Source organism: Alteromonas sp. ABH4_453, assembly GCF_056160665.1.
The window spans coordinates 228,600-254,410 of the sequence record NZ_JBSWXP010000002.1 but is presented as its reverse complement, the minus strand read 5'-3'; the positions used below and the strand labels follow the sequence as shown (position 1 = coordinate 254,410).

Annotated in this window: 27 protein-coding genes; 19 read left to right on the top strand and 8 right to left on the bottom strand. The window is 45.0% G+C overall.

The annotated features are described in order from the left end of the window. Positions 1 to 17 precede the first annotated feature (17 nt). The 4 genes from ACXAGV_RS04560 (at position 18) to ACXAGV_RS04545 (ending at position 3,388) form a co-directional block, all read left to right on the top strand. Entirely contained in the window at positions 18 to 1,586 is a 1,569-nt protein-coding gene (locus ACXAGV_RS04560; protein ID WP_474872237.1) for a tryptophan halogenase family protein, read from the top strand. 26 nt (positions 1,587 to 1,612) lie between these two features. Then, positions 1,613 to 2,356, top strand: a complete 744-nt coding sequence (locus tag ACXAGV_RS04555; protein ID WP_474872236.1) for a SapC family protein — start codon at positions 1,613 to 1,615, stop codon at positions 2,354 to 2,356. Beyond that, positions 2,335 to 3,036: a DUF6445 family protein gene (locus ACXAGV_RS04550; RefSeq protein ID WP_474872235.1), complete on the top strand. Its 702-nt coding sequence runs from the start codon at positions 2,335 to 2,337 to the stop codon at positions 3,034 to 3,036. The genes ACXAGV_RS04555 and ACXAGV_RS04550 overlap by 22 nt, the downstream gene beginning before the upstream one ends. A gap of 169 nt (positions 3,037 to 3,205) precedes the next feature. Next, positions 3,206 to 3,388 (top strand): DUF6435 family protein, encoded by a 183-nt coding sequence (locus tag ACXAGV_RS04545; protein ID WP_474872234.1) that lies wholly within the window; start codon positions 3,206 to 3,208, stop codon positions 3,386 to 3,388. A 29-nt stretch (positions 3,389 to 3,417) separates the two neighbouring features. Here ACXAGV_RS04545 and ACXAGV_RS04540 read toward each other — a convergent pair whose 3' ends face one another. After that, the gene (locus tag ACXAGV_RS04540) at positions 3,418 to 6,582 is read right to left on the bottom strand and encodes a TonB-dependent receptor (protein WP_474872233.1); all 3,165 of its coding nucleotides are present in this window, start codon (positions 6,580 to 6,582) and stop codon (positions 3,418 to 3,420) included. Between the two features lie 210 nt (positions 6,583 to 6,792). On the opposite strand from ACXAGV_RS04540, the gene ACXAGV_RS04535 reads away from it, so the two are divergent. The 3 genes from ACXAGV_RS04535 (at position 6,793) to ACXAGV_RS04525 (ending at position 9,403) form a co-directional block, all read left to right on the top strand. Continuing rightward, positions 6,793 to 7,383: a sigma-70 family RNA polymerase sigma factor gene (locus tag ACXAGV_RS04535; protein ID WP_474872232.1), complete on the top strand. Its 591-nt coding sequence runs from the start codon at positions 6,793 to 6,795 to the stop codon at positions 7,381 to 7,383. Next, a complete protein-coding gene (locus ACXAGV_RS04530; RefSeq protein WP_474872231.1) occupies positions 7,376 to 8,482 on the top strand; it encodes a FecR family protein in 1,107 nt (368 codons plus the stop codon). The genes ACXAGV_RS04535 and ACXAGV_RS04530 overlap by 8 nt, the downstream gene beginning before the upstream one ends. 174 nt (positions 8,483 to 8,656) lie before the next feature. Beyond that, positions 8,657 to 9,403: a hypothetical protein gene (locus ACXAGV_RS04525; protein WP_474872230.1), complete on the top strand. Its 747-nt coding sequence runs from the start codon at positions 8,657 to 8,659 to the stop codon at positions 9,401 to 9,403. Positions 9,404 to 9,516: 113 nt separating this feature from the next. Here ACXAGV_RS04525 and ppiC read toward each other — a convergent pair whose 3' ends face one another. Next, on the bottom strand, positions 9,517 to 9,798 hold the full coding sequence (gene ppiC, locus ACXAGV_RS04520) for a peptidylprolyl isomerase PpiC (RefSeq protein WP_071953019.1): 282 nt from the start codon (positions 9,796 to 9,798) through the stop codon (positions 9,517 to 9,519). 389 nt (positions 9,799 to 10,187) lie between these two features. Between ppiC and vapB the strand changes: the two genes are divergently transcribed. Together vapB and vapC are read left to right on the top strand one after the other, a co-directional pair. Then, positions 10,188 to 10,427 (top strand): type II toxin-antitoxin system VapB family antitoxin, encoded by a 240-nt coding sequence (gene vapB, locus ACXAGV_RS04515; RefSeq protein WP_474872229.1) that lies wholly within the window; start codon positions 10,188 to 10,190, stop codon positions 10,425 to 10,427. Next, the gene (gene vapC, locus ACXAGV_RS04510; protein ID WP_474872228.1) at positions 10,420 to 10,821 is read left to right on the top strand and encodes a type II toxin-antitoxin system tRNA(fMet)-specific endonuclease VapC; all 402 of its coding nucleotides are present in this window, start codon (positions 10,420 to 10,422) and stop codon (positions 10,819 to 10,821) included. The genes vapB and vapC overlap by 8 nt, the downstream gene beginning before the upstream one ends. 133 nt (positions 10,822 to 10,954) lie before the next feature. Here vapC and groL read toward each other — a convergent pair whose 3' ends face one another. From groL to ACXAGV_RS04495, 3 genes are all read right to left on the bottom strand, one after another. Further along, on the bottom strand, positions 10,955 to 12,598 hold the full coding sequence (gene groL / locus ACXAGV_RS04505) for a chaperonin GroEL (RefSeq protein ID WP_474872227.1): 1,644 nt from the start codon (positions 12,596 to 12,598) through the stop codon (positions 10,955 to 10,957). Between the two features lie 40 nt (positions 12,599 to 12,638). Next, positions 12,639 to 12,929 (bottom strand): co-chaperone GroES, encoded by a 291-nt coding sequence (locus tag ACXAGV_RS04500; RefSeq protein WP_012520088.1) that lies wholly within the window; start codon positions 12,927 to 12,929, stop codon positions 12,639 to 12,641. 320 nt (positions 12,930 to 13,249) lie between these two features. Further along, positions 13,250 to 13,774 (bottom strand): FxsA family protein, encoded by a 525-nt coding sequence (locus tag ACXAGV_RS04495; protein WP_474872226.1) that lies wholly within the window; start codon positions 13,772 to 13,774, stop codon positions 13,250 to 13,252. A gap of 214 nt (positions 13,775 to 13,988) precedes the next feature. Between ACXAGV_RS04495 and cutA the strand changes: the two genes are divergently transcribed. The 8 genes from cutA to ACXAGV_RS04455 all read left to right on the top strand — a co-directional run bounded on the left by cutA (position 13,989) and on the right by ACXAGV_RS04455 (position 21,797). Continuing rightward, positions 13,989 to 14,303, top strand: coding sequence for a divalent-cation tolerance protein CutA (cutA, locus tag ACXAGV_RS04490; RefSeq protein WP_014951272.1), 315 nt, complete (start codon positions 13,989 to 13,991; stop codon positions 14,301 to 14,303). Between the two features lie 59 nt (positions 14,304 to 14,362). Further along, the gene (locus ACXAGV_RS04485) at positions 14,363 to 16,249 is read left to right on the top strand and encodes a protein-disulfide reductase DsbD (RefSeq protein ID WP_474872225.1); all 1,887 of its coding nucleotides are present in this window, start codon (positions 14,363 to 14,365) and stop codon (positions 16,247 to 16,249) included. 115 nt (positions 16,250 to 16,364) lie between these two features. After that, positions 16,365 to 17,174 carry a M23 family metallopeptidase gene (locus ACXAGV_RS04480; protein ID WP_474872521.1) on the top strand — a complete coding sequence of 270 codons (810 nt, stop codon included), beginning with the start codon at positions 16,365 to 16,367 and terminating at the stop codon, positions 17,172 to 17,174. Positions 17,175 to 17,477: 303 nt separating this feature from the next. Then, positions 17,478 to 17,918: a type II 3-dehydroquinate dehydratase gene (gene aroQ / locus ACXAGV_RS04475; RefSeq protein ID WP_474872224.1), complete on the top strand. Its 441-nt coding sequence runs from the start codon at positions 17,478 to 17,480 to the stop codon at positions 17,916 to 17,918. Positions 17,919 to 17,932: 14 nt separating this feature from the next. Next, positions 17,933 to 18,397, top strand: coding sequence for an acetyl-CoA carboxylase biotin carboxyl carrier protein (gene accB, locus ACXAGV_RS04470; RefSeq protein WP_014951276.1), 465 nt, complete (start codon positions 17,933 to 17,935; stop codon positions 18,395 to 18,397). A gap of 14 nt (positions 18,398 to 18,411) precedes the next feature. Then, the gene (accC, locus tag ACXAGV_RS04465; RefSeq protein WP_474872223.1) at positions 18,412 to 19,755 is read left to right on the top strand and encodes an acetyl-CoA carboxylase biotin carboxylase subunit; all 1,344 of its coding nucleotides are present in this window, start codon (positions 18,412 to 18,414) and stop codon (positions 19,753 to 19,755) included. A gap of 364 nt (positions 19,756 to 20,119) precedes the next feature. Next, positions 20,120 to 21,064, top strand: a complete 945-nt coding sequence (locus ACXAGV_RS04460) for a hypothetical protein (protein ID WP_474872222.1) — start codon at positions 20,120 to 20,122, stop codon at positions 21,062 to 21,064. 292 nt (positions 21,065 to 21,356) lie between these two features. After that, positions 21,357 to 21,797, top strand: a complete 441-nt coding sequence (locus tag ACXAGV_RS04455) for a hypothetical protein (RefSeq protein ID WP_474872221.1) — start codon at positions 21,357 to 21,359, stop codon at positions 21,795 to 21,797. A gap of 51 nt (positions 21,798 to 21,848) precedes the next feature. Here ACXAGV_RS04455 and ACXAGV_RS04450 read toward each other — a convergent pair whose 3' ends face one another. The 3 genes from ACXAGV_RS04450 to ACXAGV_RS04440 form a co-directional block, all read right to left on the bottom strand. After that, positions 21,849 to 22,112 carry a TIGR03643 family protein gene (locus tag ACXAGV_RS04450; protein ID WP_474872220.1) on the bottom strand — a complete coding sequence of 88 codons (264 nt, stop codon included), beginning with the start codon at positions 22,110 to 22,112 and terminating at the stop codon, positions 21,849 to 21,851. Between the two features lie 99 nt (positions 22,113 to 22,211). Continuing rightward, complete coding sequence (locus ACXAGV_RS04445; RefSeq protein WP_474872219.1) at positions 22,212 to 24,356, bottom strand: exonuclease domain-containing protein; 2,145 nt, start codon at positions 24,354 to 24,356, stop codon at positions 22,212 to 22,214. A gap of 118 nt (positions 24,357 to 24,474) precedes the next feature. Next, entirely contained in the window at positions 24,475 to 24,762 is a 288-nt protein-coding gene (locus ACXAGV_RS04440; protein WP_269917953.1) for a hypothetical protein, read from the bottom strand. Between the two features lie 198 nt (positions 24,763 to 24,960). Here ACXAGV_RS04440 and ACXAGV_RS04435 point away from each other — a divergent pair, with 198 nt between their 5' ends. After that, positions 24,961 to 25,152: a zinc ribbon domain-containing protein gene (locus ACXAGV_RS04435; protein ID WP_105932532.1), complete on the top strand. Its 192-nt coding sequence runs from the start codon at positions 24,961 to 24,963 to the stop codon at positions 25,150 to 25,152. Then, positions 25,145 to 25,774 (top strand): flavin reductase family protein, encoded by a 630-nt coding sequence (locus tag ACXAGV_RS04430; RefSeq protein ID WP_474872218.1) that lies wholly within the window; start codon positions 25,145 to 25,147, stop codon positions 25,772 to 25,774. The genes ACXAGV_RS04435 and ACXAGV_RS04430 overlap by 8 nt, the downstream gene beginning before the upstream one ends. Positions 25,775 to 25,811: the final 37 nt, after the last annotated feature.

Genomic DNA, 25,811 nt, shown 5'->3' with positions numbered 1-25,811 from the left:
TTATTCAGGAAATCAGTATGACAACAGCAACTCCCATAACGCACATTGTAGTAGTTGGTGGCGGTAGCGCAGGGTGGCTAACGGCTGGTCGTATTGCAGCACAACATCGGTGCGCTACCCGTAAAGACATTAAGGTAACCTTAATAGAAAGCCCCAATGTACCTATTATTGGCGTGGGCGAAGGCACTTGGCCAACCATGCGCTCAACACTAATTGCATTGGGTATTAGCGAAACCACTTTTATCAAAGAATGTGACGCTACATTCAAGCAAGGAGCAAAGTTTGCTAAGTGGACCACTGGTGAAGAGCACGATTTTTACTACCACCCTCTTATGCTGCCCCAAGGGTTTTCGCAAACAAATTTAGGTCCTTACTGGCAGACTGTAGCACCAGAATTAAACGAGTCTTTTTCCCATGCAGTATGTGTTCAAGAAGCTATATGCGAAGCAGGCTGTGCACCTAAAAGCATACGCCACGCAGAGTTTGCAGGCACCGCAAACTATGCTTATCACCTTGATGCAGGAAAATTTACTGCCTTTTTAACCAAACACTGCACTGAAAAACTAGGTGTACACCATGTGTTGGCCGACGTTAACCGCGTCGAAAGCAGCAATAACGGCGATATCAAAGCCCTTCATACCGAGCAAGGTGTAACAGTAGAAGGCGACCTCTTTGTTGACTGTACCGGCTTCAAATCTATGCTGCTCGGCGAACACTACAAGGTGCCGTTTATTCCCTGTGACGATGTACTTTTTATCGACCGAGCATTAGCAGTACACGTGCCTTATGACACCCCGCAAAGTCCTATTGCTTCCCACACTATCTCCACCGCACAAGACGCTGGCTGGATTTGGGATATCGGTTTGCAGTCACGCCGAGGTGTAGGCCACGTCTATTCCAGTAGGCATCAGAGTAAAGATGACGCCTATGCTCGCTTAGACACATACGTTCGCCAAACCAGCACGTTAAACGGCATAGATGGGATAAACGTAAAAGACATTACTATTCAAAGCGGACACAGGCAGCGCTTTTGGCAAAATAACTGCGTGGCTGTTGGGCTAGCGGCGGGCTTTCTAGAGCCATTAGAAGCCTCAGCGCTTGTACTGGTGGAGCTCTCTGCCTCAATGATTGCTGAACAGTTACCAGCAAACCGAGCGGTAATGGATATTGTGGCGAAGCGCTTTAACGACACCTTTTCTTACCGTTGGCAGCGAATTATCGACTTCTTAAAGCTGCATTACATGTTGAGTAAGCGAGAAGACAGCGCATTTTGGCGGGACAATCGCGATAGTCATACTGTTCCGGATTCATTAAAAGAATTACTCGCACTGTGGCAATACCACCCACCTAGTGACAAAGACTTTACCAGCAACAACGAGGTATTCCCCGCGGCAAGCTATCAGTATGTCCTGTACGGTATGGGGTTTACCTCAGATTTAGGCGCACATCAGCAATGGGTAAACGCCGACTTTGCTAAGCAACAGTTGATGCAGAACAGAAAAGCTCGCGGCATGGCGGTGGAGAAACTGCCTAAACATCGCGAACTTATTAATAAAATTCACCAATTCGGCCTGCAGGCCGTTTAACGTAAATCAATAAACAGGGCCTACGTATGACTCACATGGTTGCCATTAATAATAAACAACATGCAGATTTGAAAGTAACCGACGATGCATTGTCACTTGGTGCCAATCAGCACCTTGTTCCTGTGGTGGTCTCTGAACTCAACAAGCTTGTGGTACATTACCCCGTGGTGATCACCAAATTTGACGATTCTGGACAATTTGGCTTGTCTGCCTTGTTAGGTTTTGAAGAAAAAGAAAACCTATTTTGGCAACAAGGTGAATGGGAGGCGGTTTATATTCCCGCACAGTTTGAACGCCTGCCTTTTTATGTAGGAACGGAAGCGCAAAGCGCTGACAGCAGCAACCGGGTACTGTGCATTGATATGGATAACGCTTCAGTAAGCGAAGAAAAAGGTACACCGCTTTTTGATAACACGGGAGAGCCCAGTAACTACCTGTTAGCAAAGCAGCAGATCCTTGCTCAGCTTCTTGACGGTGAAACGCAAAATCAACGTTTTATTGCCGCGCTGCAACAGCATAACCTTATCACACCATTCACCCTAGATATTACTTTTGAAAACGAAAGCAAAACGTCTATAACAGGGTTATATACCATTGATGAAGATAAGCTTGCGGCGCTTAGTGCTGACGCGATTGCTGATTTGCATGCACAACACATGCTGCAAAGCATTTACACGCTCATAGCGTCAAACGCACAAATCTATGCCCTTATCGACAAAAAGAACAAGGCGAATAAAAACGCAGACGCATGGTTTCAAACTACGAATTGATTAAGGTTGGTGAGCAAGCCACACCGATTGTTGTTATCGATGGTTTCATACCAGACCCGCTGAGTTTGGTAGAAACAATTGCTCAACACCACCCATTTACAAAACGAGATGGCGACTTTTATCCTGGGGTGAGAAGTCACCCGCCTCAGGAGTATGTCGAACACCTACATACCTCGCTTCCACTGCTGTTTAGCCAACTTGCTTCGCATAATGGGCTACAAGATTTTGGCGTGGAAAAGCCGCTTCAAATACCCCTAGTGCAACTTTCCATAGCCAATCAAGCGCCGAAAAGTTTATCGCCCATTCAATGTATTCCGCACATCGATACACAAAAGGATAATGAATGGGCATTGGTGCACTATCTGTTTAGCGCACCTTTGGGCGGTACTGCATTCTATCGACATATTGAAACGGGGTTAGAGCGGGTTAATGCAGCGCAATACGAAAGCTATTTTAAAACCTTAAAACGTCAGGCCACCAGCGTAGGGTTACCACCTAAAGCGTACATAAACGGTGATACCGCCATGTTCACCCAAATCGCCCGTATTGAGCCTATGTTTAATCGCGCAGTGTTGTATCCAGCCAACTTGCTGCACAGCGGCTGTTTACCTAACGATATTTCGGATTCTGTTGATGTGAAAGAAGGCAGGCTAACCGCAAACGCCAGTATCGCTTTTTGACCCCCTTTTTAACAGGGCATGACGTAACATCTATAGAGTAGTCTGCGCGTGCAGCATCACAATTGTGTGCCTTGTGCAAAATATTCATGAAGGTTTATTCATACAAAAAGGTGATCGAAACTTTATTTTCAAACGTTTCCTCGCTAAATCACCGTATAGGATGTTTATTATGTTTGGACTTTTCAAAAGCAACCCAACCAAAAAGATGCGAAAGCAGTATGACGCCCTTCTTGAGAAAGCCATGCATGCACAAAGAAACGGCGATATAAAAACGTACTCCTTGCTCACAGCGCAATCTGAACAACTATGGAAAGAAATAGAGGCATTGGAACAAGGTACGCCAACATCATAGAGCGCTATGAATTAGGATAAATAAGGCGGTTAGTAGGTGATGTTAACGCCCACTGCATAGCGGGCGCCTGCATCTTGCACTAACAACAAATGGTTACTGAATCGACCACGTTTGTGCACTGTTTCGTTAGTAATATTGATGCCTTCAAAGAATATAGAAACCCTTGGACTGAACTGATATGACAGACTCATATCCCACTGCTGGTAAGGGCTGACAAAGGTGGGCTCAGTGCTTTGGGTTTGATTCAGTGATTGTAAAAAGCCTTCTCGCTGGTTCCAGGCCACTCGCCATTGCAGCGCATTTTTTTCATAAAAAAGCACCATGTTTTTGGCACCCGACAACCCCGTAAGTGCGAAGGTTGAACGGATATTGGCGGTGTCTAATTCAGCGTTGCTGTCTACAAAGCTCGCATTGGCCTGAATTCCCCACCCTGACTCGCCAAACAAATGCTGTACTGCTACCTCTACCCCTTCAACCGTTGCAGACTCACCGTTGCTAGGAGATATTACGGAAAACTGCGCTAACGCATCAGCATCATCAACCGCATTTGGGTCTGTGCCGGTGCTAGGGTCAGTCACGTTATTAAAGGTTTGTGTACTGCTTTCATTAACAATGAAATTATCTACCGTTTTTCTAAAGTAACCTGCCGATATATAGCTATTTTCCTGGTAGTAATGCTCAATGGCCAAATCAATGTTTTTTGCCTCGAAGGGCAATAGCTGTGCGTTTCCTATACGCGCTCTCAGATCCCCACCTTGTCGCGTGGTGGTATAGGTTACACCCGGCGCCATCTGTTCTAAGGTTGGACGGGTGATACTGTGATTGTAAGCAGCCCGAAATACCCAGCTATCTAACCAGCTGGCTTTAAGGCTTACACTAGGTAGAACGTTGGTGTAGTTTGACGATTCATTAATGCTTACCGAGGCGCCAAACTCTTGCCCCAGCTCGGTTTGGTCTAAAATGACTAACGCCGATAATTGTTCATCGACACCGCTTACTTTTACGTCAGTATACTCAGCGCGTAGCCCTAAATGCACATCGATAAACCAAGGCGCAAAATCCTTTTCGATAGCGGCCTGAGCATACCCCGCATACACCGTTTCTTTGACCGCGAAAGAACTTCCCCGTGTTTCAGCGGCTAGACTGACATCACCGGTGCTCTCCAAGTAACGGAATAACGTATCACCGTCGTGACGTAGCCACTGATGAGGTATGTTCTCGTGCCCGCTAATTGACCCAAGAAAATCGTCGCCTGCGTCAAATACAGTTTGGAAGCTATCGGGGATATCTGGTACATCAAAATAGCCACAAAAACTACAGTGTCTTGCGTCGGCTTCGTTGTCTCTTCTTTCATTAGCTTTTTCGCGCTGAGTTAATGCTCCACCAACGTCAATTTTGCTAAACCAGTTATCATCGCCAAGTACGCTTACATTGATTTTTGCTTGCCCTATATCGTCGTCAACACTCCATCCTCTGCGCAACATCACGTGGGAACGGCCGTTGGCTGGATCTAAGTAATGGGACACGCCAACCTGCTCCCCCAAGGCATTTACCTGACGGGGGTTGGCTTGTTCAAAGCCCGATATTGCGGGCAATATATTCGACTGACGATGATCGAATGAAGAGCGATTTAGATAACCGATAAGCGAGAGAGAATTGCCCTCTCCGTTATTGTCATCGACATTAGCCATTGAATAAGACAGATCAGTATCAACAATTACGCTATCGCTCGCGATATAGTTTGTTGCAAAACCGAAGCTTCTCAAGGTCGATGAACGGTTAAAAGTGCGAGCGTGAAAGTCTGTGGCATGCCCGCTATTTTGTGAAAAAGCCACCGCTGTGCCATTTTTATCCACCATAACATCTTCAAGATTGCTTGACGTGAACCAATGACCCATTGAGGTTGCCGAGGTCTCCACATCGAATGTCGACCCCAGATAATCGGCCGTAAGCTCTAACTTGTTGTTGGGTCTATACTGTAAAACGAGCGCAGATCCCGTACGGGTTCTATCATCAAACCGCACTCTTTGATCGTAATTTCTGGGAACGTACAATGTAGGAACGTCTTCATTAAGCTCACTTGCAGGTACGTTAGTATTTACTAACCAGCCATCGATTTGCGCTTCTTCTAACCGCGCTTGGCGCTTGTGCTGAGTAAAAGAGGCTAGAATACCAAACGAATTATTTAAATAGGTGTTGCTGAACATGGCAGACGTCGAAGGCGCGTATTGTTGCGAGTTGGTATCGTACTGCATTTTGACGCTGCCAGCCGCCCTCATTCCTTTGAAAGAAAGAGGTTTAGCGGTGTGAACATCAATTGTAGCGCCGATGCCACCTGACTGCATAGTCGCCTGGCTTTGTTTGTGCACGGTAACACTGCTGACAATCTCAGAGGCCAGTGTATCAAAGCTGAATTCGCGCCCGAGCTTATCCGTTGCCATAGGCCTGCCGTTTAGTAAAACCCGATTAAATTCCGGCCCAAAGCCCCTCACCGTAACAAGTTGGCCTTCACCTTCTGCGCGGTCAATAGACACGCCAGACACACGCTGCAGCGCTTCTGCGAGGTTCTGATCGGGGAACTTACCCATATCCACCGACTGAATAGTATCAATGATGACGTTCGCGTTGCGTTTAATCCCCACCGATTGAGCAACACGCGCTCGCAAGCCCCTTACTTCAATGTATTCAATGTCGTAACTACCTTGCTCATCCGGTACGGTCACCAAGCTATCGTCTTGTGCGGTAATGGCGTTAAAAAGACGACCAAGCAAGTGATTGTTTTCATCACTATCGCTAGCAGGCACTATTTTTATTCGGGTGTTATCGACAATATCAGCACTCAGGCCTGTACCAGCCAAAAGCTTTTCTATTGCTACTTGCGGGGTATAGTTACCACTTACTTCATTTGCAAAAACATGCCTGACTTTATTGAAGGGAAAGACTACGGTCAGCTCGGCTTGATTGGCAAACGCGATGATTGCCTCGTCTGCACTTTGTGCAGGAATAGCGAAATCTATTGCGGAGAGCGGCGATGTATTCTGTGTAATCACTTCTTTTTGTTGGTGGGGCAGCACTGACTGTGCAATAACAGTGTGACTTGCGCCGAACGACATCATGCACAGCGCAACCGTTAAAGCTTTAGGCTTAAAAGGCAGCATGATTATTGTGTCGAATGGTTCATTTGCCAAAGGCATATTCGGTTTTACGCTATTGTTATTATTGATTATTAGATTGTGTGATGCGTATGCGTCACCCTACACGTTATTGTTGGTGTTGTTTTAAACTAGCGTCGCATTATATACAACCCATTAACAAATTTAATTTTTGAGCGATAATGTTGAAAATACTGGGGGAAAATAGCGTGGCTGTCGTCTTAGTAAGTAACAACGATAAAAAATAACAATATGCCCATAGAAACAGCCATACATAATGCCTATATGTCGGCGCGCGGCTCGATGGCCAAAATGCTGTCGCGTCTTGTGCCGCCTAAAGAAGTAGATGACATACTGCAAGATACGTACGTTCGCTTGTGTCAGGCTAAATCTACTGAGCATATTAAAGAGCCCAAGTCGTTTTTGTTTAAGACCGCAAAAAACTTGGCCTACGATCACTTGAAGCGTGCTGACACGCGGATGGTAGACGACAGCGTAGAGGTTGCGGCAGCACTGGAAAGCGCAATTAGCGGTGTTGAAGATGAAACATTTCACAACAACGCCACCCAGCAAGAGTTTAAGTTGTTTTGTGACGCAGTGCGCGCCCTTCCCAAGCAATGCAGGCGCGCATTTGTATTGAAGAAAGTGTATGGCTACTCTCTTAAAGAGATTGCCCAAGAATTAGAGATAAGCGAAAAAACCGTGGAAAAGCATATTGCTGAAGGAATAAAAAGATGCACTTTGTTTATGCGACGACAAACGACGTCGCATACACGGCCGAATGCTTATCAAAGTGGTGGGCAACACAGTACGGCGGATGTAAAGAGAGACGCCCATGAATAGCTCAACAAACGAAACAAAAAACGCTAAGTCAGACACCAATAGCAACGTTGTACAGTTTAATAGCGATGAGCGTGTGCTTGATGCCGCCAGCGAATGGCTTGTAAAGCTAGACGAGGGGCTTGATGACGAAGAAATGCAAGCGTTAAAACAATGGCTTGCAACGCCATTACATCGAGATACTTTCCTCGAGATGGTAGCGCTATGGGACAAAATGTCGGTGCTTAGCGAACTCGCTGATATCGTACCTCATACACCTGAGCCTAGCGTTAAACACAAAGCAAACCACACCGTCACTTGGAAGCGCCCGCTGGCCATTGCTGCCTCGTTTTTAATGGTTGGACTGTTAAGTTATCAGGGGCTAAATTTATTCTCGCCGTCTAACCAAACCGAACCTGTTGCACAAATGGCAAGCTACTCCTTACAAGCCTCGACCAAACCGGGCGAGCACAAAAGGATTAGCTTAGAGGACGGCAGTACACTATGGCTTAACACCAACTCTCAAGTGAACATCGCTTTTACTGAAACCTCACGGGTTATCCAGCTTATTAAAGGCGAGCTTCATATCGAAGTGGCGAAAGACAAATCCCGCCCGCTCAATGTACTCGCAGCCGGTAAAGCCATACAGGCGGTTGGTACTGCTTTTAATGTGCAATATCACCGCGGCGACCTTGAACTGGTAGTTACCGAAGGCGTGGTAGAAGTCGCCAGCTATACACTTAACAAAGCGAATGGCGAAAGCATTATTGCTCCAATTATTAAACCGCAGGCTCAGCCACTGACGTTAGTTCAAGGTGAAAAATCGCTTTTATCTTTGCCTAACAGCACCGTTGAGACCGTGTCAGATGAAGATATCGCGAATGATTTAAGCTGGCGTGAAGGCAAGATTGTATTTCGCGGCGAGCAATTAATTGACGTGATTGAAGAAGTAAGCCGATATACGGACAAAACTGTCGTTTTAGGTGATGCTGCGCTTGCTAACATGCAAGTAGCAGGGCTATTCAACACCAATGATGTAGACGCGCTTATTGCCGCACTTGCCGACAATTTACAGATATCTACAGACTACTCTAGCGACACTATCGTCCTTCGCCCCCGTTAATGGTGGGTTTGGCTAATAGGTTCTTACTTAGCTTTACTGAGCTGCATACTAGATCAAAAACGCGTTATAAAGCTTAACTCGCGCTTTTACCCACTACCCCTTACAATGACGCCTCATACCAATCCGCATGAGTTGGTATTATATAAATGCATCAAACAATAAGGCGTCTTTGATATGCAAATAGGCAGTGCTGTAACGGCAATTAAGCAGCTCACTTCTAGGCTACTACTTCTGGCCACCTGCGCGGTGCTATCTAATACAGCTTTCGCCATTGAAGCTGGCCAATATTACTATTTCATCTCTGACAAGTGCGTGGCTAAAGGCCCTCAAACGCCCGAAGAGCGAGGCGCCGTAACCCCAGATGTTATGCTATTTGAAGTGGTACCTGCTGGGATTAGCGACTACTACGTAAACATGAATACAAGAGCACTGGTTCACTATGCAGAGGAAGGGCAAGCGCATCTTTCTTCATTGGAAACAGAGCAGGCCTATACTGCTGGCAAAGCACCGTCGAACGACAGCCTTAGAAAAGACGGGAATGCTATTCATCACGACTTTATGTTGCAGCGCGAAGCCATAGATTTGAAAACCTTGATTAACACCTTAAACGGTTTTTCGCAGCTGCAATCTGATAAAGGCTACTTTTTTAAGAAGATTGTAGGGCTTTCAAACCCTAACGCTAAGTTCAAAGCGATTACCCGAGTTCGCTTAACCGATATGGGTTATGAAAACCGTATGATGCTAACAAGCTATACCAGCAATTATTTTATGTTGGATGGGCAAGGCAAAGCGCCTGATACACCTTTTATTGAAGTAGATCACGGTTCAGCACTTCGCGGTTCACTTCACGAGACCAACAGCCCTTACGCCATATTTACCAAAAATTCAGTATGCGGTGAAAAGTGGGAGCCGGGTAACTAGCCAAACAAAATACTCGGCTGCACAATCTTTCTATATTAGTGGAGAGCGTGTAGTGGGTAAGATGTGTTGCCCACACTTCGGCTATGCTGTGCGTTATTTGGTTAATTGTCTCTTTAATTACTACGATAGAGCGTTTTTATTAGATGAAAACCAAAGCGAGTTTTAACTGGCCCATGCACTTTAAGCACTTCTTTCTTAAACACCACATCATCAAAAGCTTTTACCATTTGGCCTCGGCGAAATTCACCAAGATCGCCGCCACGCTTGCCCGACGGGCATTTAGAATGACGCTTTGCTAATGTCGCAAAATCCTTACCCTTTTTAAGCTGCTCTAAAATAGAAAGCGCTTCTTTTTCTGTTTTAACCAAAATGTGAAGTGCGGATGCCGTTGCCATGAAAATTTTCTGCCTTACGAAATAATTAGTGCCAATTGTACCTCAGCACTAAGGTCTATACGCAATTTTAAAGTGTAATTGCAAATAAACCGACTAACACAACGCAATAGTGGGAACGATAAATTGTGAAAGCGTGTAATTCGCTTATGTAGAACAGAAAATAATATAAATTCTTCGTTTATGAAAACTTGGCAAAGCAGAGAACGCTGGAAAGTTATTAATGCGTTAAGCTTCCGATAAATAAGACGAAACACACGAAGCTTTTTCTAGTTGGCTATAAGTATGCTCTTATTACAACAAAGTGCATATAACACTTTATGGCATATGCCTTTGCTATATACTAAATTCATGTATATAGTAATGGTATATACCAATTAAGAGGTGTAAAAATGACGACAGCTAGAATTTTTATGAACAACCGCTCTCAAGCAGTTAGGATGCCAGCAGAAGCACGTTTTGACGAATCTGTTAAAGCAGTTAATGTTCGAGTTGTAGGTAAGGAAAGAGTATTAAGCCCTATAGAAAATACGTGGGATAGCTTTTTTAATGCAAGCAATTCAGTAACAGATGATTTTATGAGTGAGAGGGCGAGCCAAGAACAAACTGCTCGAGAAAGCTTTGATGATTAAGTACCTACTAGACACCAATATTTGTATTTATGTCATCAAGAATCGCCCTTTGGAAGTTTTATCAAAATTCAATGAATCAGCGGGCAGAATGGCTATTTCGTCAATTACATTAGCTGAACTTTTGCATGGATGTGAGAAAAGCCAAAAAGTCGAACATAACACCAGGCAGGTAGAAGACTTTTGCTCCAGGCTTGAAGTTCTTGAGTATGGCAACCATGCAGCGCAACATTATGGTTCAATTAGAGCTAATTTGGAAAAGTCCGGCCAAATGATTGGGGTGAATGACCAACATATTGCGGGCCATGCGCGTAGCTTAGGGTTGACCGTTGTTACAAACAACGAACGAGAGTTTCATCGGGTTAAAGGGCTACTTGTAGAAAATTGGATATCTTAATTAGAACAACTGTCCAGTAAAGTCTGGTCAATTCATGGTCAGGGGCAAAGTTAACCGAGAAGCAGTAAATACAAAAAAGGCGCCAACTCATCGAGTAGCGCCTTTCTTTTAAGCGTTAAGCTTGGGGGATGAATTACATCATGCCGCCCATACCGCCCATGCCGCCCATATCAGGCATTGCAGGAGCTGCTGCCTCGTCTTTAGGTAGTTCAGCTACCATTGCTTCAGTTGTGATCATTAGTGAAGCAATTGAAGATGCGAACTGTAGAGCAGAGCGCGTTACTTTAGTTGGGTCAAGGATACCCATCTCTAGCATATCGCCGTAAGTGTCGTTACCTGCGTTGTAACCGTAGTTACCTTCGCCGTTCTTCACTTCGTTAACAACTACTGATGCTTCTGCACCTGAGTTGATAGAGATTTGACGTAGAGGCGCTTCCATTGCACGTAGTGCAAGCTTAACACCTACAGTTTGGTCTTCGTTGTCGCCCGTTAGCTCAGCAAGTTTAGCTGCTGCGCGAACTAGTGCAACACCACCACCAGGTACCACACCTTCTTCAACCGCTGCACGCGTTGCGTGTAGTGCATCTTCTACGCGGTCTTTCTTCTCTTTCATTTCAACTTCAGTTGCTGCACCAACCTTAATTACTGCAACACCGCCAGAAAGCTTAGCTAGACGCTCTTGAAGCTTCTCTTTGTCGTAGTCTGACGTAGAGTCTTCAATTTGACCTTTGATTTGAGCACAACGGCCTTCAATCGCTTCTTGGTCGCCGTTACCGTCAACAACTGTTGTGTTGTCTTTGTTGATAACTACGCGCTTAGCAGTACCTAGGTCTTCAAGCTGAACTTTTTCAAGGTCTAGACCAATTTCTTCAGAGATTACTGTACCGCCAGTTAGGATAGCGATGTCTTGTAGCATTGCTTTACGACGGTCACCGAAACCTGGTGCTTTAACCGCTGCAACTTTAACGATACCGCGCATGTTGTTTACTACTAGAGTAGCAAGCGCTTCGCCCTCAACATCTTCAGCGATGATCATAAGCGGCTTACCAGCTTTCGCTACGCCTTCAAGGGTAGGAAGTAGTTCGCGGATATTAGAAATCTTCTTATCAACCAATAGGATGAACGGGTTGTCTAGTTCAACAGTACCGTTTTCTTGGTTGTTGATGAAGTATGGAGATAGGTAACCGCGGTCAAACTGCATACCTTCAACAACGTCTAGTTCGTTTTGAAGTGCTTGGCCTTCTTCTACAGTGATTACACCTTCTTTACCTACTTTTTCCATTGCTTGAGCAATGATGTCACCAACTTCTGCATCAGAGTTTGCAGAGATAGTACCTACTTGTGCGATAGACTTGCTGTCTGCACAGTCAGTAGAAAGGGCTTTAAGCTCTTCAACTGCTGCAACAACCGCTTTGTCGATACCGCGCTTAAGGTCCATTGGGTTCATACCCGCTGCAACGCTCTTAAGACCTTCAGTTACGATAGCTTGCGCTAGAACGGTTGCAGTAGTAGTACCGTCACCCGCTTCGTCGTTCGCTTTAGACGCTACTTCTTTTACCATCTGAGCGCCCATGTTCTCGAACTTGTCTTCAAGCTCGATTTCTTTCGCTACAGACACACCATCTTTAGTGATAGTTGGTGCACCGAAAGACTTGTCTAGAACAACGTTACGGCCTTTTGGACCTAGTGTTACTTTAACTGCGTTAGCTAGTGTGTTTACGCCTTTTAGCATTTTACTGCGAGCGTCATCACCAAAACGTACTTCTTTAGCTGCCATGATTAAATTCCTCTAAAATTCGTTTTAACGTTAGTTGTAATTACTCAACAATCGCTAGAATGTCGCTTTCGCTTAGGATTAGTACTTCTTCACCATCCAGCTTTTCTGTTTTAACGCCGTAACCGTCGTTGAAAATAACGGTGTCGCCTACTTTAACGTCTAGCGCTTTAACTTCGCCGTTCTCAAGAATGCGACCGTTACCTACTGCGATTACTTCGCCGCGTGTAGATTTTTCTGCTGCAGAACCAGTCAGAACGATACCGCCTGCAGATTTGCTTTCTTGCTCTGCGCGCTTAAGGATTACGCGGTCGTGTAAAGGACGAATTGCCATTTTCAAGTCTCCTGAAAATTCCACTATTCAAATTTATGTGATTACAAACATTCAGATTGTCTAAATGTTGTGTGCCTGGGTTGCTCATTGTTGAGCAGTTAAAATCGTTTCTGCACGGATAGATGGGGTAGTACCCAGATAACTTCAAGGGTTTTTAAACAAAAAAATGTAAAAAAATTGGTTTTTTCGCTAAACACTTCTTTTTATTGGGCAAGTAAACGCCGTTTATCGCGGTAAACAGCGTTCATAACCTGATGGAATGTATGGTGAGACTAATGCCTATTAGCCTTCGCTAGACACCAATAGTCAACGGTCGCTGGTTATTTTAAGCGCTTATCTGGGTAGTTGGTGGTGTGATCGGTATACTCACCTTCGAACACATCACCATCGCTATTGGGCGAGTTAGGGCGATCTCCAAAAGGACTTTGCCCAAACGGTGACTCACCTTGACCGAAGCCAGCTGCGCTTCCGCCCATGCCCGGAGCGACAACACGCATTTTCATGTGCTTACTGACCTGAGCTGCAAAGAAGTGACGAGAGCCTGGCATTGCCAATAAGAAACCGAAAATATCGGTAATAAAGCCTGGCGTTACAAGTAAAATACCCGCAACCACCAGCATCAAGCCTTCAACTAGTTCTTTTCCTGGTACTTCATTTCGCTGCATTTTTTCTTGTGCAGTTTGCAGTGTACTCACGCCTTCGCGTTTAACAAAGTAAGCACCAATAAAGGCAGAAAGAAGTACCAAGCCAACGGTATTCCAACCACCGATCACGCTGCCCACATTTATCAGCAACGCAATCTCTAAAATAGGTAATAGGGCAAACAGTATAAATAAAACCCGCAAAATGCTTCCTCTTTCATGTATTCACAACCTGTTATAGGGTCTTTGTACGTAATAACAAGAAAAGGTGCCCACCCTTTCGCTTAAATAGCCACTTAAAGCGACCGATAACGACCGTGATATACTGTAGCTATGAAAGAATAGTGCGACTTTTCAGGTCAATTACATATCGACCCATTAGCAAAGTAACAGGCGCGAAATAAAGTAGGAAAAGTTCATGACAATTAAGCTTGTATTGTGCACCACGCCCGATGAAAAGACAGCGCAGTTAATTGCCAGCACGCTTGTTGAAGAAAAGCTTGCCGCCTGCGTCAACATAATCAAGGGTATAGAGTCCGTTTATGAGTGGCAGGGGAAGGTAGAAACCGACGCAGAATGCCAACTGCTTATTAAAACGAACACACAACACGTTTTACAGGCCTTCGATAGAGTAAGCGAACTACATCCGTACGATGTCCCTGAATGGTTAGAACTTAATGCTGAGGCTAGCAGCGCTTACGGTCAGTGGTTACAAACCACGCTACAGCGCTAGTTAAAACGTAATTAATAAAAATAACGACAACGCAAAATAGATAAATGAACTGTAACTTTATGACTTTACCTTCTTTCCCATCAGGCACTGCATCAGCTTCACTGTTTCGTCGCTTTAGCGCTTATGTACTTTCAGCATTTTGTTTAATGACGTTACTAAGCACGTTCGCCTTGGCTCAGGTGCCCAATGCCTTTGACGATCCGTTCGTGGATGAACCCCAGTTTTTAGATGTAGACCAAGCGTTTGCGTTTGATTTCAACCAAAAAGGCGACATGCTTACGGTAAGCTTCGATATTGCCGACGGCTATTATCTGTACCTAAAGCAGTTTAAGTTTGTGGCGAAACAAGCCGAAATTGGCGAGCCTGAGTACCCAAAAGGGGTAATGATTCAGGATGAGTTTTTTGGCGAGTCTGAAGTGTTTTATAACGGCGTATCTATTACCTTACCCATTGAGTCAGCACTCAGTGACAGCGTAGTTAAAATTCGCTATCAAGGCTGCGCTGACGCAGGGCTTTGCTACCCGCCCACAGTGAAAGTCGTGTATTTAAATGAAGTGGGAAGCAGTGCAGTTGCTGATAGAGATACGACCTCAAATTCAAATAACGCAGCGGCCTCTTCGCAAAGCGAGCAGTTTGATTTAGCGCAAAGGCTAATCGATAAAGATAACCTTACTCTCACTTTAGCTCTATTTTTTGCACTAGGTGTAGGCTTAGCTTTTACGCCTTGCGTATTTCCTATGTACCCCATCGTGTCGGGCATTGTGATTGGTCAGGGCAAGCCTAAAACCGCATCGCATTCATTCTGGCTGACCTTTGTTTATGTTCAAGGTATGGCGATTACATACTCGTTGCTTGGGTTGGTTGTCGCTGTGGCGGGGGCGCAGTTTCAGGCTGCGCTGCAACACCCTGTGGTGCTGGGCGTATTCATTGTGCTATTTGTGGCGCTTGCTGTTGCCCTGTTTGGTGGCTTTGAAATTCAGCTACCGGCAAAGTATCAAGAAAAGCTCACTCACATGAGTAACAATCAAACGCCCGGCAGTTTCGCAGGTGTATTTGTTATGGGTGTATTGTCTGGCCTTATCGCTTCGCCCTGCACAACGGCCCCGCTAACCGGCATATTGTTATTCATCGCCCAAACTGGCGATATGACACTGGGCTTTATTTCTCTTTACTTGTTAAGTATTGGCATGGGCGTTCCACTTATTCTGTTCGGCATGACAGGTGGAAAACTCCTACCTAAAGCAGGTAACTGGATGAATGTGGTTAAGGTGACTTTCGGCTTTATGATGCTTGCCGTGGCCATTGTGTTTATTGAGCGTTTATATAATAGCCCTGCCACTGGCTTCCTATGGGGATTGCTTGGCTTCGGTTTGTTCGGTTATTACTGGGCACTTAATCGCGCAAGTAAGAATTCACTGATGAAACTTGTACGTGCTGTTGTAGTTGCAATAGGCATTATGGGAAGTGCTGGCCTTACCTATCAAGCAGGACTAAACACTGGGCTTTGGGGCGAACAGGCTGATGGTGTACACGCAGGGCACCCAGACTTTGTTGTTGCGCGAGACTTGGCAGACTTACGTAATAAAATTGCGGCGGCTAACACACAAGGTAAAACCGTGATGGTCGATTTGTACGCCGACTGGTGCGTAGCCTGTAAGGAGTTCGAGAAGTACACCTTCCCTGACGAGCAAGTGGTATCTGCACTTAGCAATACGGTATGGATGCAAATGGACCTTACCGATAACACACCAGAACGTCAGGAGATTTTTGACACCTTTACTGTGCTAGGCCTGCCTACCATTTTGTTCTTTGATGAAAACGGCGACGAGCTAACCAAAGCCCGTGTCACCGGGTTTATGAAAGCAGACGCCTTTGCCGGTCACGTAAAAGAGTGGCTTAACAATGGGTCTAACACTAATGACGGTCAAAGTGGTCGCTTGGACTAAGGCGCTTCGATTCGAAGCCTTTCCTCTTCTCATATGTCGAGTATGGCGAGCGGTGCGAGACGCCGCTCTCTTTATCTTGGGTAGGAACGGGGTTCAGAAAAGTAGGTTGGCTTCAATGCTGGCCTTCTTATTTATCCCGCTCACTTTTTCCCTATCAGTAACAGCGAAAACCACGGGATGCTTTGATAACAAACGCTTTTGTTTTGAGCTTACGCCTTCGTCTTCTTCTCTTTATTTAGTTTCAGTACAGAGAAAAGTAGAATTGCCCGTAGCGCTAACTCTGTATTCCAATGTTATGCGAGACATTCCCACAGGCAATGGGGAGCTTAAATCAAAAGCCCACGTTAACGCATTTTTAGATACCAATGACCAAGTGCCCCTTGGCGTAGTAAAAAATGCCGACGCATTCTGGGCATCTATGCGCGTTAAATGGACGGTGGGGCGCGTAGACGCAATACACGACAACGCCTATATGTATCTGCCACCGCTACAGCCAGCTAGCAAATACCCTATTGTTCAAGGCTTTAACGGCAATTTTAGTCATTCTGGTGCGTCAAGGTATGCTCTCGATTTTGCCGCGCCTGTAGGTACACCTATTTTAGCCGCCAGGGAAGGCATAGTGATCGACACGAAAGATGACGGCACGAAAGGCGGGCCAACGCCGAAGTTTGCAAAATACGCTAACTACGTTGTTATTCTTCATAGCGACGGAACCACCGGCGAATACTACCACCTGAAATATAAAGGTGTTGCTGTGACAAGAGGGCAAGTCGTGGAACGCGGGCAGCTTATCGGTTATACCGGCAATACGGGGTTTTCTTCCTTACCCCACCTTCACTTTGGCATATATGTAGCCAAATTCCATGGTAAGTACGTAAGTGTCCCCTTTTCTCTCGACAGCTCCCCACCTAAGGCCTCGCCCTAGAATTTATAGCAATACATACTGATACTTTTCGTTAAAACTACCATCTCATCCCCCACTAACGCCTTCTGAGAGTGCAACATGCTGCGGTTTCACAAGCAGCAAATAAGCAAACTTTCCAATAAACTTTGCGCCGAAAACACCTGATTAGACCAGTATTTTGCTGCGAAATCTTTATCTATCACTATAATCAGCATTTAACACAATAAACGAGCAAATTAATTGGCTTTTTTTCGTGCAACCGTCACAAAATTTTGTTGAAATGGCAATAACCGTGACTTTTTCCCGAAGATAGCAGCAAACTAGATGAATATTTTGTTATTAAACGGCCCTAACCTGAATATGTTAGGCCAAAGAGAACCCGACAAATACGGCACGCAAACCTTGCAAGACATCGTAGATGATTTGCAAGCACAGGCTGCGTCAAGCAACGTGAACCTAACGCATTTTCAGTCGAACGCTGAGTTTGAACTGATTGATCGCGTGCACGCTGCTATGGGTACTGTTGATGCCATTATTATTAATCCTGCTGCCTTCACGCACACCAGCGTCGCCCTTCGCGATGCATTATTAAGTGTCAATATCCCGTTTATTGAAGTGCATTTGTCGAACGTTCACGCTCGTGAACCGTTTCGTCATCATTCTTATTTTTCTGATGTTGCAGCTGGCGTCATTGTTGGCCTTGGTGCCATGGGCTACTCGCTCGCGCTAACTGCAGCAATCAACTTACCGAAATCGCATAAATAAAGCAGAGACAGAACATGGATATTAGAAAGATTAAAAAACTCATCGAACTAGTGGAAGAATCTGGCATTGCCGAGCTAGAAATCACTGAAGGCGAAGAGTCTGTACGCATCCACCGTGGCCCAACGGGTGTTCAAGCGCCAATGAACTACAGCTTTGCAGCACCTGCTGCACCGCAAATGGCACCGGCTCCAGCTGCGGCAGCTACCACTGCTTCTGAAGCACCAGCAGAGCCAGCTCAGCCAGAAGGTCACGTTGTTAAGTCTCCAATGGTAGGTACGTTCTACCGTGCATCTTCACCAACGGCAAAAGCATTTGCAGAAGTGGGTCAGCAAGTGAAAGTTGGCGACACACTTTGTATCGTTGAAGCGATGAAGATGATGAACCAAATTGAAGCAGATAAAGCCGGTGTGGTTAAGGCAATCTTGGTTGAAAACCAAGACCCTGTAGAATTTGACCAGCCAATGTTCATCATTGAATAAGCGAGTGCTTAACTATGCTAGATAAAGTACTTATTGCTAACCGTGGTGAGATTGCCCTGCGTATTTTGAGAGCCTGTAAAGAACTAGGCATCAAAACCGTAGCGGTACACTCTACTGCGGATAAAAACTTGAAGCACGTGTTGCTGGCTGACGAATCAATTTGTATTGGTAAAGCATCAGCAACCGAAAGCTACCTGAACATTCCTCGCATTATTGCTGCTGCAGAAGTCACTAACTCTATTGCTATTCACCCAGGTTACGGTTTCCTAGCGGAAAACGCAGACTTTGCTGAAGCGGTAGAAAAAAGCGGCTTTATTTTCATTGGCCCTAAAGCTGAAACTATCAACCTTATGGGTGACAAAGTTTCTGCTATCAACGCCATGAAAAAAGCTGGTGTTCCTTGTGTACCTGGTTCTGACGGCCCGCTAACAGACGACACCGAGCGCAACAAAGCGATTGCAAAGCGCATTGGTTACCCAATCATCGTTAAAGCTGCGGGCGGCGGCGGTGGTCGTGGTATGCGCGTGGTGCGCAGCGAAGCCGAGTTGATTAAAGCCATTGAAACAACGCAAGCGGAAGCTGGCGCTGCATTTGGCAACTCAACGGTTTACATGGAAAAATTCCTTGAAAACCCACGTCACGTTGAAATTCAGGTATTAGCCGATGGCCAAGGCAACGCTATTCACTTGGGTGAGCGTGATTGTTCAATGCAGCGTCGCCACCAGAAAGTAGTTGAAGAAGCCCCAGCACCGGGTATTTCTGAGCAAATGCGCACCAAGATTGGCGATCGCTGCCGCAGAGCCTGTATCGAAATTGGCTACCGCGGAGCAGGTACATTCGAGTTTCTATATGAAAACGGAGAGTTCTATTTCATTGAAATGAATACTCGTATTCAGGTAGAACACCCAGTATCTGAAATGATCACAGGCGTTGATCTTATTAAAGAGCAGCTTCGCATTGCAGCCGGTCAGCCACTGTCAATTGATCAGTCGCAAATTCAAATTCGTGGCCACGCTATTGAATGTCGAATTAACGCAGAAGATCCACAAACCTTCATTCCTAGCCCTGGTCCTATTGATATGTTCCATGCGCCAGGTGGTTTAGGTATTCGTTGGGAGTCGCATATTTACGCGGGCTACCACGTGCCTCCTTACTACGACTCTATGATTGGTAAGCTTATCACTTATGGTGAAAGCCGCGACGAAGCGATTGCTCGTATGCGCCACGCCCTTGAAGAGATTGTGGTTGAAGGAATTAAAACGAATATCCCTCTTCAGCGCGCCATTATGGCCGATGAAAACTTCTTCGCGGGTGGAACTAATATCCACTACCTAGAAAAGAAGCTAGGCTTAGCCTAATCCCCCCCCTTTGGGCTACACGCTGTTTTTTGTGTAGCCCAATTTTCTTTCTTCGCTATTCGCTATTCGCTATTCGCTATTCGCTATTCGCTATTCGCTATTCAGCACATTCTAATTTTCCGATTACTACAATCAATTTTTAACGATTTTCTTATTTAAAAACTGGTTCTATACTGCATACAAGTTTTAAGACATCTCCCTGAGTTTTAATGCTTTTGTGTGTTTTACCCTCATTGGAGTCCCACTCCACTTATTGCCGGCATCCCTGCCGGCTTTTTTTTGTATTTTTTTCCTTAAGCCGCTATTCGTTGTTAATTAGATTTAATGTATAAACTACTTAATCATGTTGTTTAGGATTAGACAGGTGCGAAATCCTTTTTTAGTTATTTTACCGCTAATAGCCATTGCAGGAACTCACGCTCAGGGAGAACAAATAGCGCCCACCTTCTCACAGAAGCTAGACATTCAGATTCGTTACGATAATCGTTCCAACCGCCCAAGCCGCGAACAATATCGACTGCGTTACTACCCCTCTGTTGCCATCACTTCTGCGTGGTCAGTAAACAGCTTTGTGGTGACTGGCGATGACTTTTCATCAAGCCACAATACATTCGGCAGCGACACCACTGATTATCTCTACGCAAGGCGACTGTACTTGAGGCATGAAACCGATTCGGGGAAAACTGAGTTAGGCGTTATTCCAACTTACAAAGGGCGTGTTTCTTCCACCGGCTTGTCGAAAGATGGTTGGATAACGGGGGTACGTCATGTAAGGCAATTGCAAAACGACACCGCTATTGAAATAGTCGTTGGTCAACTTGCGAATGCTGAAGCATCTGCAGCCTTTAATATTGGCGGAGAGGATGAGTATTTCGAAATTGAATATTCGGCCAAGATGGGGCAACGACATAGCTACGAAGCCAGTTTTGAAAAGATGCTCGATGGTACATTTGCTCGTGCCGAATATCGGTTTCGATTAAACAATAAAGATACCGCCTTTTTAGAACTGGTACAGCGTATCGATGAAAGTGCTGCGAAACTTGTCGTGGGCACCAGCGGAGCGTTCGCAGCAAGCGCTTTAAACACATCGTATCCTATCGAATACTTCGCATACTATTCCTACATAGACAGTAACTTTGGTGAACGCGCTGAATTAATTGAAGATTTTTTGGGAACTGGGCACGGCGGTTCACTAGAGGTAAGCGGCGTGCTGTCTGAAAAGCATGATGTAGAATGGTTTGTCAGAGCTGACGTCGTAGATAGCGTCAGCAGATTACTGGCCGGCGTAAAGCTTTCCTTTAAAAGTTGAATGACTGACGCGCTTCAAATTCGCATTCTTTACCGAAACCGACAAAATGAGGGCACTTAAACTGCATAAAAAAGGCCCATCAAATGATGGGCCAAACAGCAAGAACGCGTACACACTTTAACAGTGCATAATTAGTTACGGCTTGTCGCCATTGTGAGTTCAGTTACCGCAAATTACGTATTTTTAATCTCTTGAACTTTAAACTTAAAGTTGAGTTTATTAAACTTTAGTCTAATACAGCGCGTAAACTCGTTTTGTTTGACTTTAATATTAGTAATTTGAAGGTGTTCTTGTGCCAAGCCGCTATGCTCAGTTCAAAGAAAAACTTCCCATTTCTCGACTCTCTGATGAAGCGCTTCTAGCGTTTCGTGTCCTCTTTGATGATCCTCTTGATATTGTAGACTTAGCACAGGATATATCTGACTTAACGCTTTATCCTGAACGCTTACAAGAGAGCTACAGAAACGAGTGGGAAGCCTATGTCCTCAAGGCGCTAGCCTTTGAGATTAGAAAACATGACAGTTTTTCGCCCGCCGAGTTTATTGAATTAATGATGAGTAAGGTAGAGGCAATACAGCAAAGCAATGACACCTATCAAAATCTATTACGTCAGGTTCACCACGCTAAGAGTATTCTGCAATCAGAAAACACAATAGTTTTTCCTACCCCCATGCGTCAGCAGTTAACCGCGTTCCTTTTGCCCATTAGTACTATTACTCCGCCTAAGAAGTGAAGTTAATTCAGCTTGTTAAACCAGTAACGTCAAACAGATATTTATTCAACGCTACTTGTTGGCACTTTTATATTTGTACTGCGAAGGGCAATAGCCTCTATCCACACCTTCTGGGCGTAAACTCGCATGTTTGGTTTTTCGACCTGACACCCGTTCTCGCCAATTTTTAAAGGTTTTTTGTTTAAGATTTTTACGCATGAGTTTTATTACGTCTTTCTCCGGAAGCCCGTATAAACGCTCAATCGCTTCAAACGGCGTGCGATCTTCCCACGCCATTTCAATAATTCGTGATTCTTGTTCTTCAGTTAATGTCATGTCTTACATCTCAATATGCACGTTATAACTCAACTCAATACTGAGTTTACGCGCATTTTGTTCAGTGTTCGCATGCTTAAAATTTCAATAACAACGTTATTAATTCGACGACAGGCCCGTTAATTCATCATCTTTCTCAAACGCCAGCTTTAACAGTTCGGCTGCAGCCTTGGCATCGCTGAGCGCTCGGTGATGCTGCTCCATTTCTATATGGAAGTGCTTAGTTAGGTTAGCCAATGAATAAGATGGCAGCCCTGGGTAGGTACGCCGCATTTCGCGAACGGTGCACATTTTAGGGCGTCTGAAGTTTTGCTCTAACCGCGCGAACTCTTGTTTAATGAACCCATAATCAAAGTTCACGTTATGGGCAACAAATACGGCATCTTCGGTAAATCGTTCCACCTGCTCTGCGACTTCGGCAAACAGCGGCGCATCTGCCACCATGTCGTCTGAAATTCCAGTAAGACGGGTTATATTACTAGGGATTCTGCGCTGCGGGTTCAATAAGGTTTGAAACCTGTCTACCTCTTCACCGCCGACTAATTTAACCATACCTATTTCGGTAATGCGGTTATAACTGTTGTTACCGCCAGTAGTCTCAATATCTACTACCACATAGGGCTGAGCAGGGTCCCGTATCCATCTCACTGTTGTCACCGCAACGTCAAATCCAGCTTGCTGCAAACGCTGAATAGAAACCAGCTGGTTTCGACGAAGCTGATCGCCCGGCGCTTTTATCTCTTCAAAGCGAAGCGCATCGTCAAACACCATAATATCTGGGAAGCCATCTCGAAGGCTCTCAAAGTCTTTGCACATCATGCGAAGTAAAGCATAAATAGAGTCTAGCGAACCATGCTCAATTAGCGCTTCTATAGGCGTAAGCAAATGGCTTGACCACATAAACAGGCTGTTCACTTTGCCATAGTGCATTGTGGCCATTTTATGAATGTGAAAGCGCAGTTTCTCTTTGCTGTCAAGGGCAAGCAGTAGTGCTTCAATACTGTGCTCAAACTTGGCGTAAAAGTTATTCTGCTTAAGCGATAGTGGCCTTCGGTCAAACTCTGTTACCAGCGTATCTTCTTCGTAAAGTTGCTTCCAAAAAGTAAGACCAAATAAACTGCGCCATAATCGATTTTCTGTACGCCATCCTTCTACTCCATGTCGAGCATAGTGCGCTAACACTCCACGCTCTACTTGCTGATTCTGGCTTACATCAATATCCAAAGTTCGGCTGGCATTGCGAAGCATATCGGTAACCGTGCTGGTGCGTTTTTTATGGTATTTACGGGCATAAAAATCTTCGGCGAAGGCTAACAGCGTATCCGATTGAGGGTTATCGATAATTTCTTCTAGTGCTTGTTTGACGTCATCTTCTTGTCCGTTTTTATAGCTCTCCCTTAGCCACTTTTCTTTTGCTTTATCGCTTTGAGCTAGTTTTAAAATGCCTAACCCTTTGGGTTTATCGAAAGCCAACACTTTGAGCCCTAGTGCGTAAAGCAGCTGGTCGCGGTAGAAACTGGCTGACACACCCTCTGTTATAGGAAAGTCACCTTCGGCTAAGGCAATTAACATATCATCGTTATAAAAGGCTAACTGACTGTAATGATTTGCGTAAAACCAAGCGGCTTCTGCGTCGCTTTTGGTATCGAAACGCGCTGTATCGGTTACCGAATCGGAGCGGGTTCTCATTACACCGAGATCGCGCATAGAAAACTGATTCAGACGGCTTTTGGTATTACCGAAATAGATAAACAGCAAATAGCGAAGCGCGTTATCAAATAAACACACTAGATAGTTGTTTAGCGAAAAGCTCTCGGGCCAGCCTCTAGCACCGATATGTTCATTAAGTAACGTCACAAGTTTCGGCTTAGTGAGAGATGCTAGCCCCTGCGTACTGCCGTATTCAGCAAGAAGTGTCAGCAACGCGTCTTTGGTTAGAACGCCGGCGATATCATTAAGCGATGCGTTCGAAAGGTCGCCAAACCACCCGCTATCAATGAGCCAATCTATTTGTGCTTGCGGTTCGTTGATTTCACTGTAGTTAAACTGGGTTCTGTCAATAACCGCATACTTTCGATTTGCAGCGCGCACTACAATACATTTTTTGTCATCGTCTAATACGTTAAAGCGCTCAACAAAATCAGCTGCTTCATCGCTTAAAAGCATGCTGTTAGCACCTTCAAAGAACTTAAGGAACTCGTGAAAATGTGTGAGGTAATAACGTGGCGGTAAATCTTTTCGCATGAGGAATCTTTGGCTATGAAAACACCAACAGTGTATATTTATACAGCCAAGTTAATCAAATTAAATCCATAGCGAATAAATTTAAAGTCTACTGGTCGTTATTAATCCAAGCCATTTATTAAACTCGAACTCGCTGTTTAGACACCCACTGAAAGAACGTCGAAAGCTGCTCGTCATCTAGTAATCGTTGTAAATTGAAGTAGTGCTTGGCCAATGTCATCTCATCATAAAAGCGGTGTATGCCGCTATGGCACTGCCTACAAATATAGATACCGTCCTGCAGTTCGGCTTTGCTAAAGTGCTTTTTGAAATAGGTGCGTCGGTGCATTTTTTTCGGGATAAGGTGATGATAAGTCAGGCGCGTTTCTCTATTACAACACGGGCAGTTTCCTACTTTATTTGCCACAACACCACCTCTATTCATTCACCTTTCTGCTGTTTATCAGAGCCAATCATCAAAACTCTCACTTAGTAATGGCCACAGCTATTGCGATTGCTTCAGCACCTTCTTATCGCAGACAACGGGAAGATTTCTGTTTAGGAAAATCCACTCCTCTTAGCATTACGTAATAAAGGCTATTCGTGATTAACAAGGCAATAAAATATGAGCTTAACCCGTTCCATGGGCTTCTCCTGCCCTTACTGTATGGCGCCTAACGACGTTGAGATAGATGAGGTTAACGATGTGGGTCAAGTCCAAGTACTCGACTGTCAGGTGTGCTGTCAACCCATAGAGTTGACCACTTATCAGCATGGTGACGACATTCAAATTGAGGCAGAACGAGAAAATGACTAAGCAGTTTACACGCAAAGATATAGATGAGCTTGCACAGCGATACCGAGCTAATCTAGTCAATAGCTTGTCTGGCTTTAAGTCGGCGACTTTAGTGGGTACCACAAACGGAAACATCAACAATTTAGCCATTGTAAGCTCTATCGTTCATGTGGGTGCTAACCCGCCACTTATAGGCATGATAATGCGCCCACACACGGTGGTACGAGATACCCTTAGCAATATTAAGCAACAAGGCTTTTACACGCTAAATCACGTGTCGACTGATTGGGTAGACAAAGCGCACCAAACATCTGCTCGCTATGCCCCAGATGAGAGCGAATTTGAAGCAGTGGGTTTAACGCCGCAGTTTAGCGAGTCATTTAGTGCTCCGTTTGTTAAAGAAAGCGAGATCAGGATGGGCTTAAAGGTGGCGCAACATTTAAAACTGCTTAACGAAACCGAAATGGTTATTGGAGAAATCCAAGAGCTTCATATGCCAGAGGGCATTATTGATGAAGACGGATACGCCGATATAGAAAAAGCAAACACTGCCTGCATTTCTGGGTTAGATAGCTATCATAGCACTACGCGTGTTGCACGGTTTGCCTACGCCAAACCCGGAGTCCCCCTAGCTAAAAAATGAACTTGTAGCAGATAGAAGGGTCTCATAATTACTATCG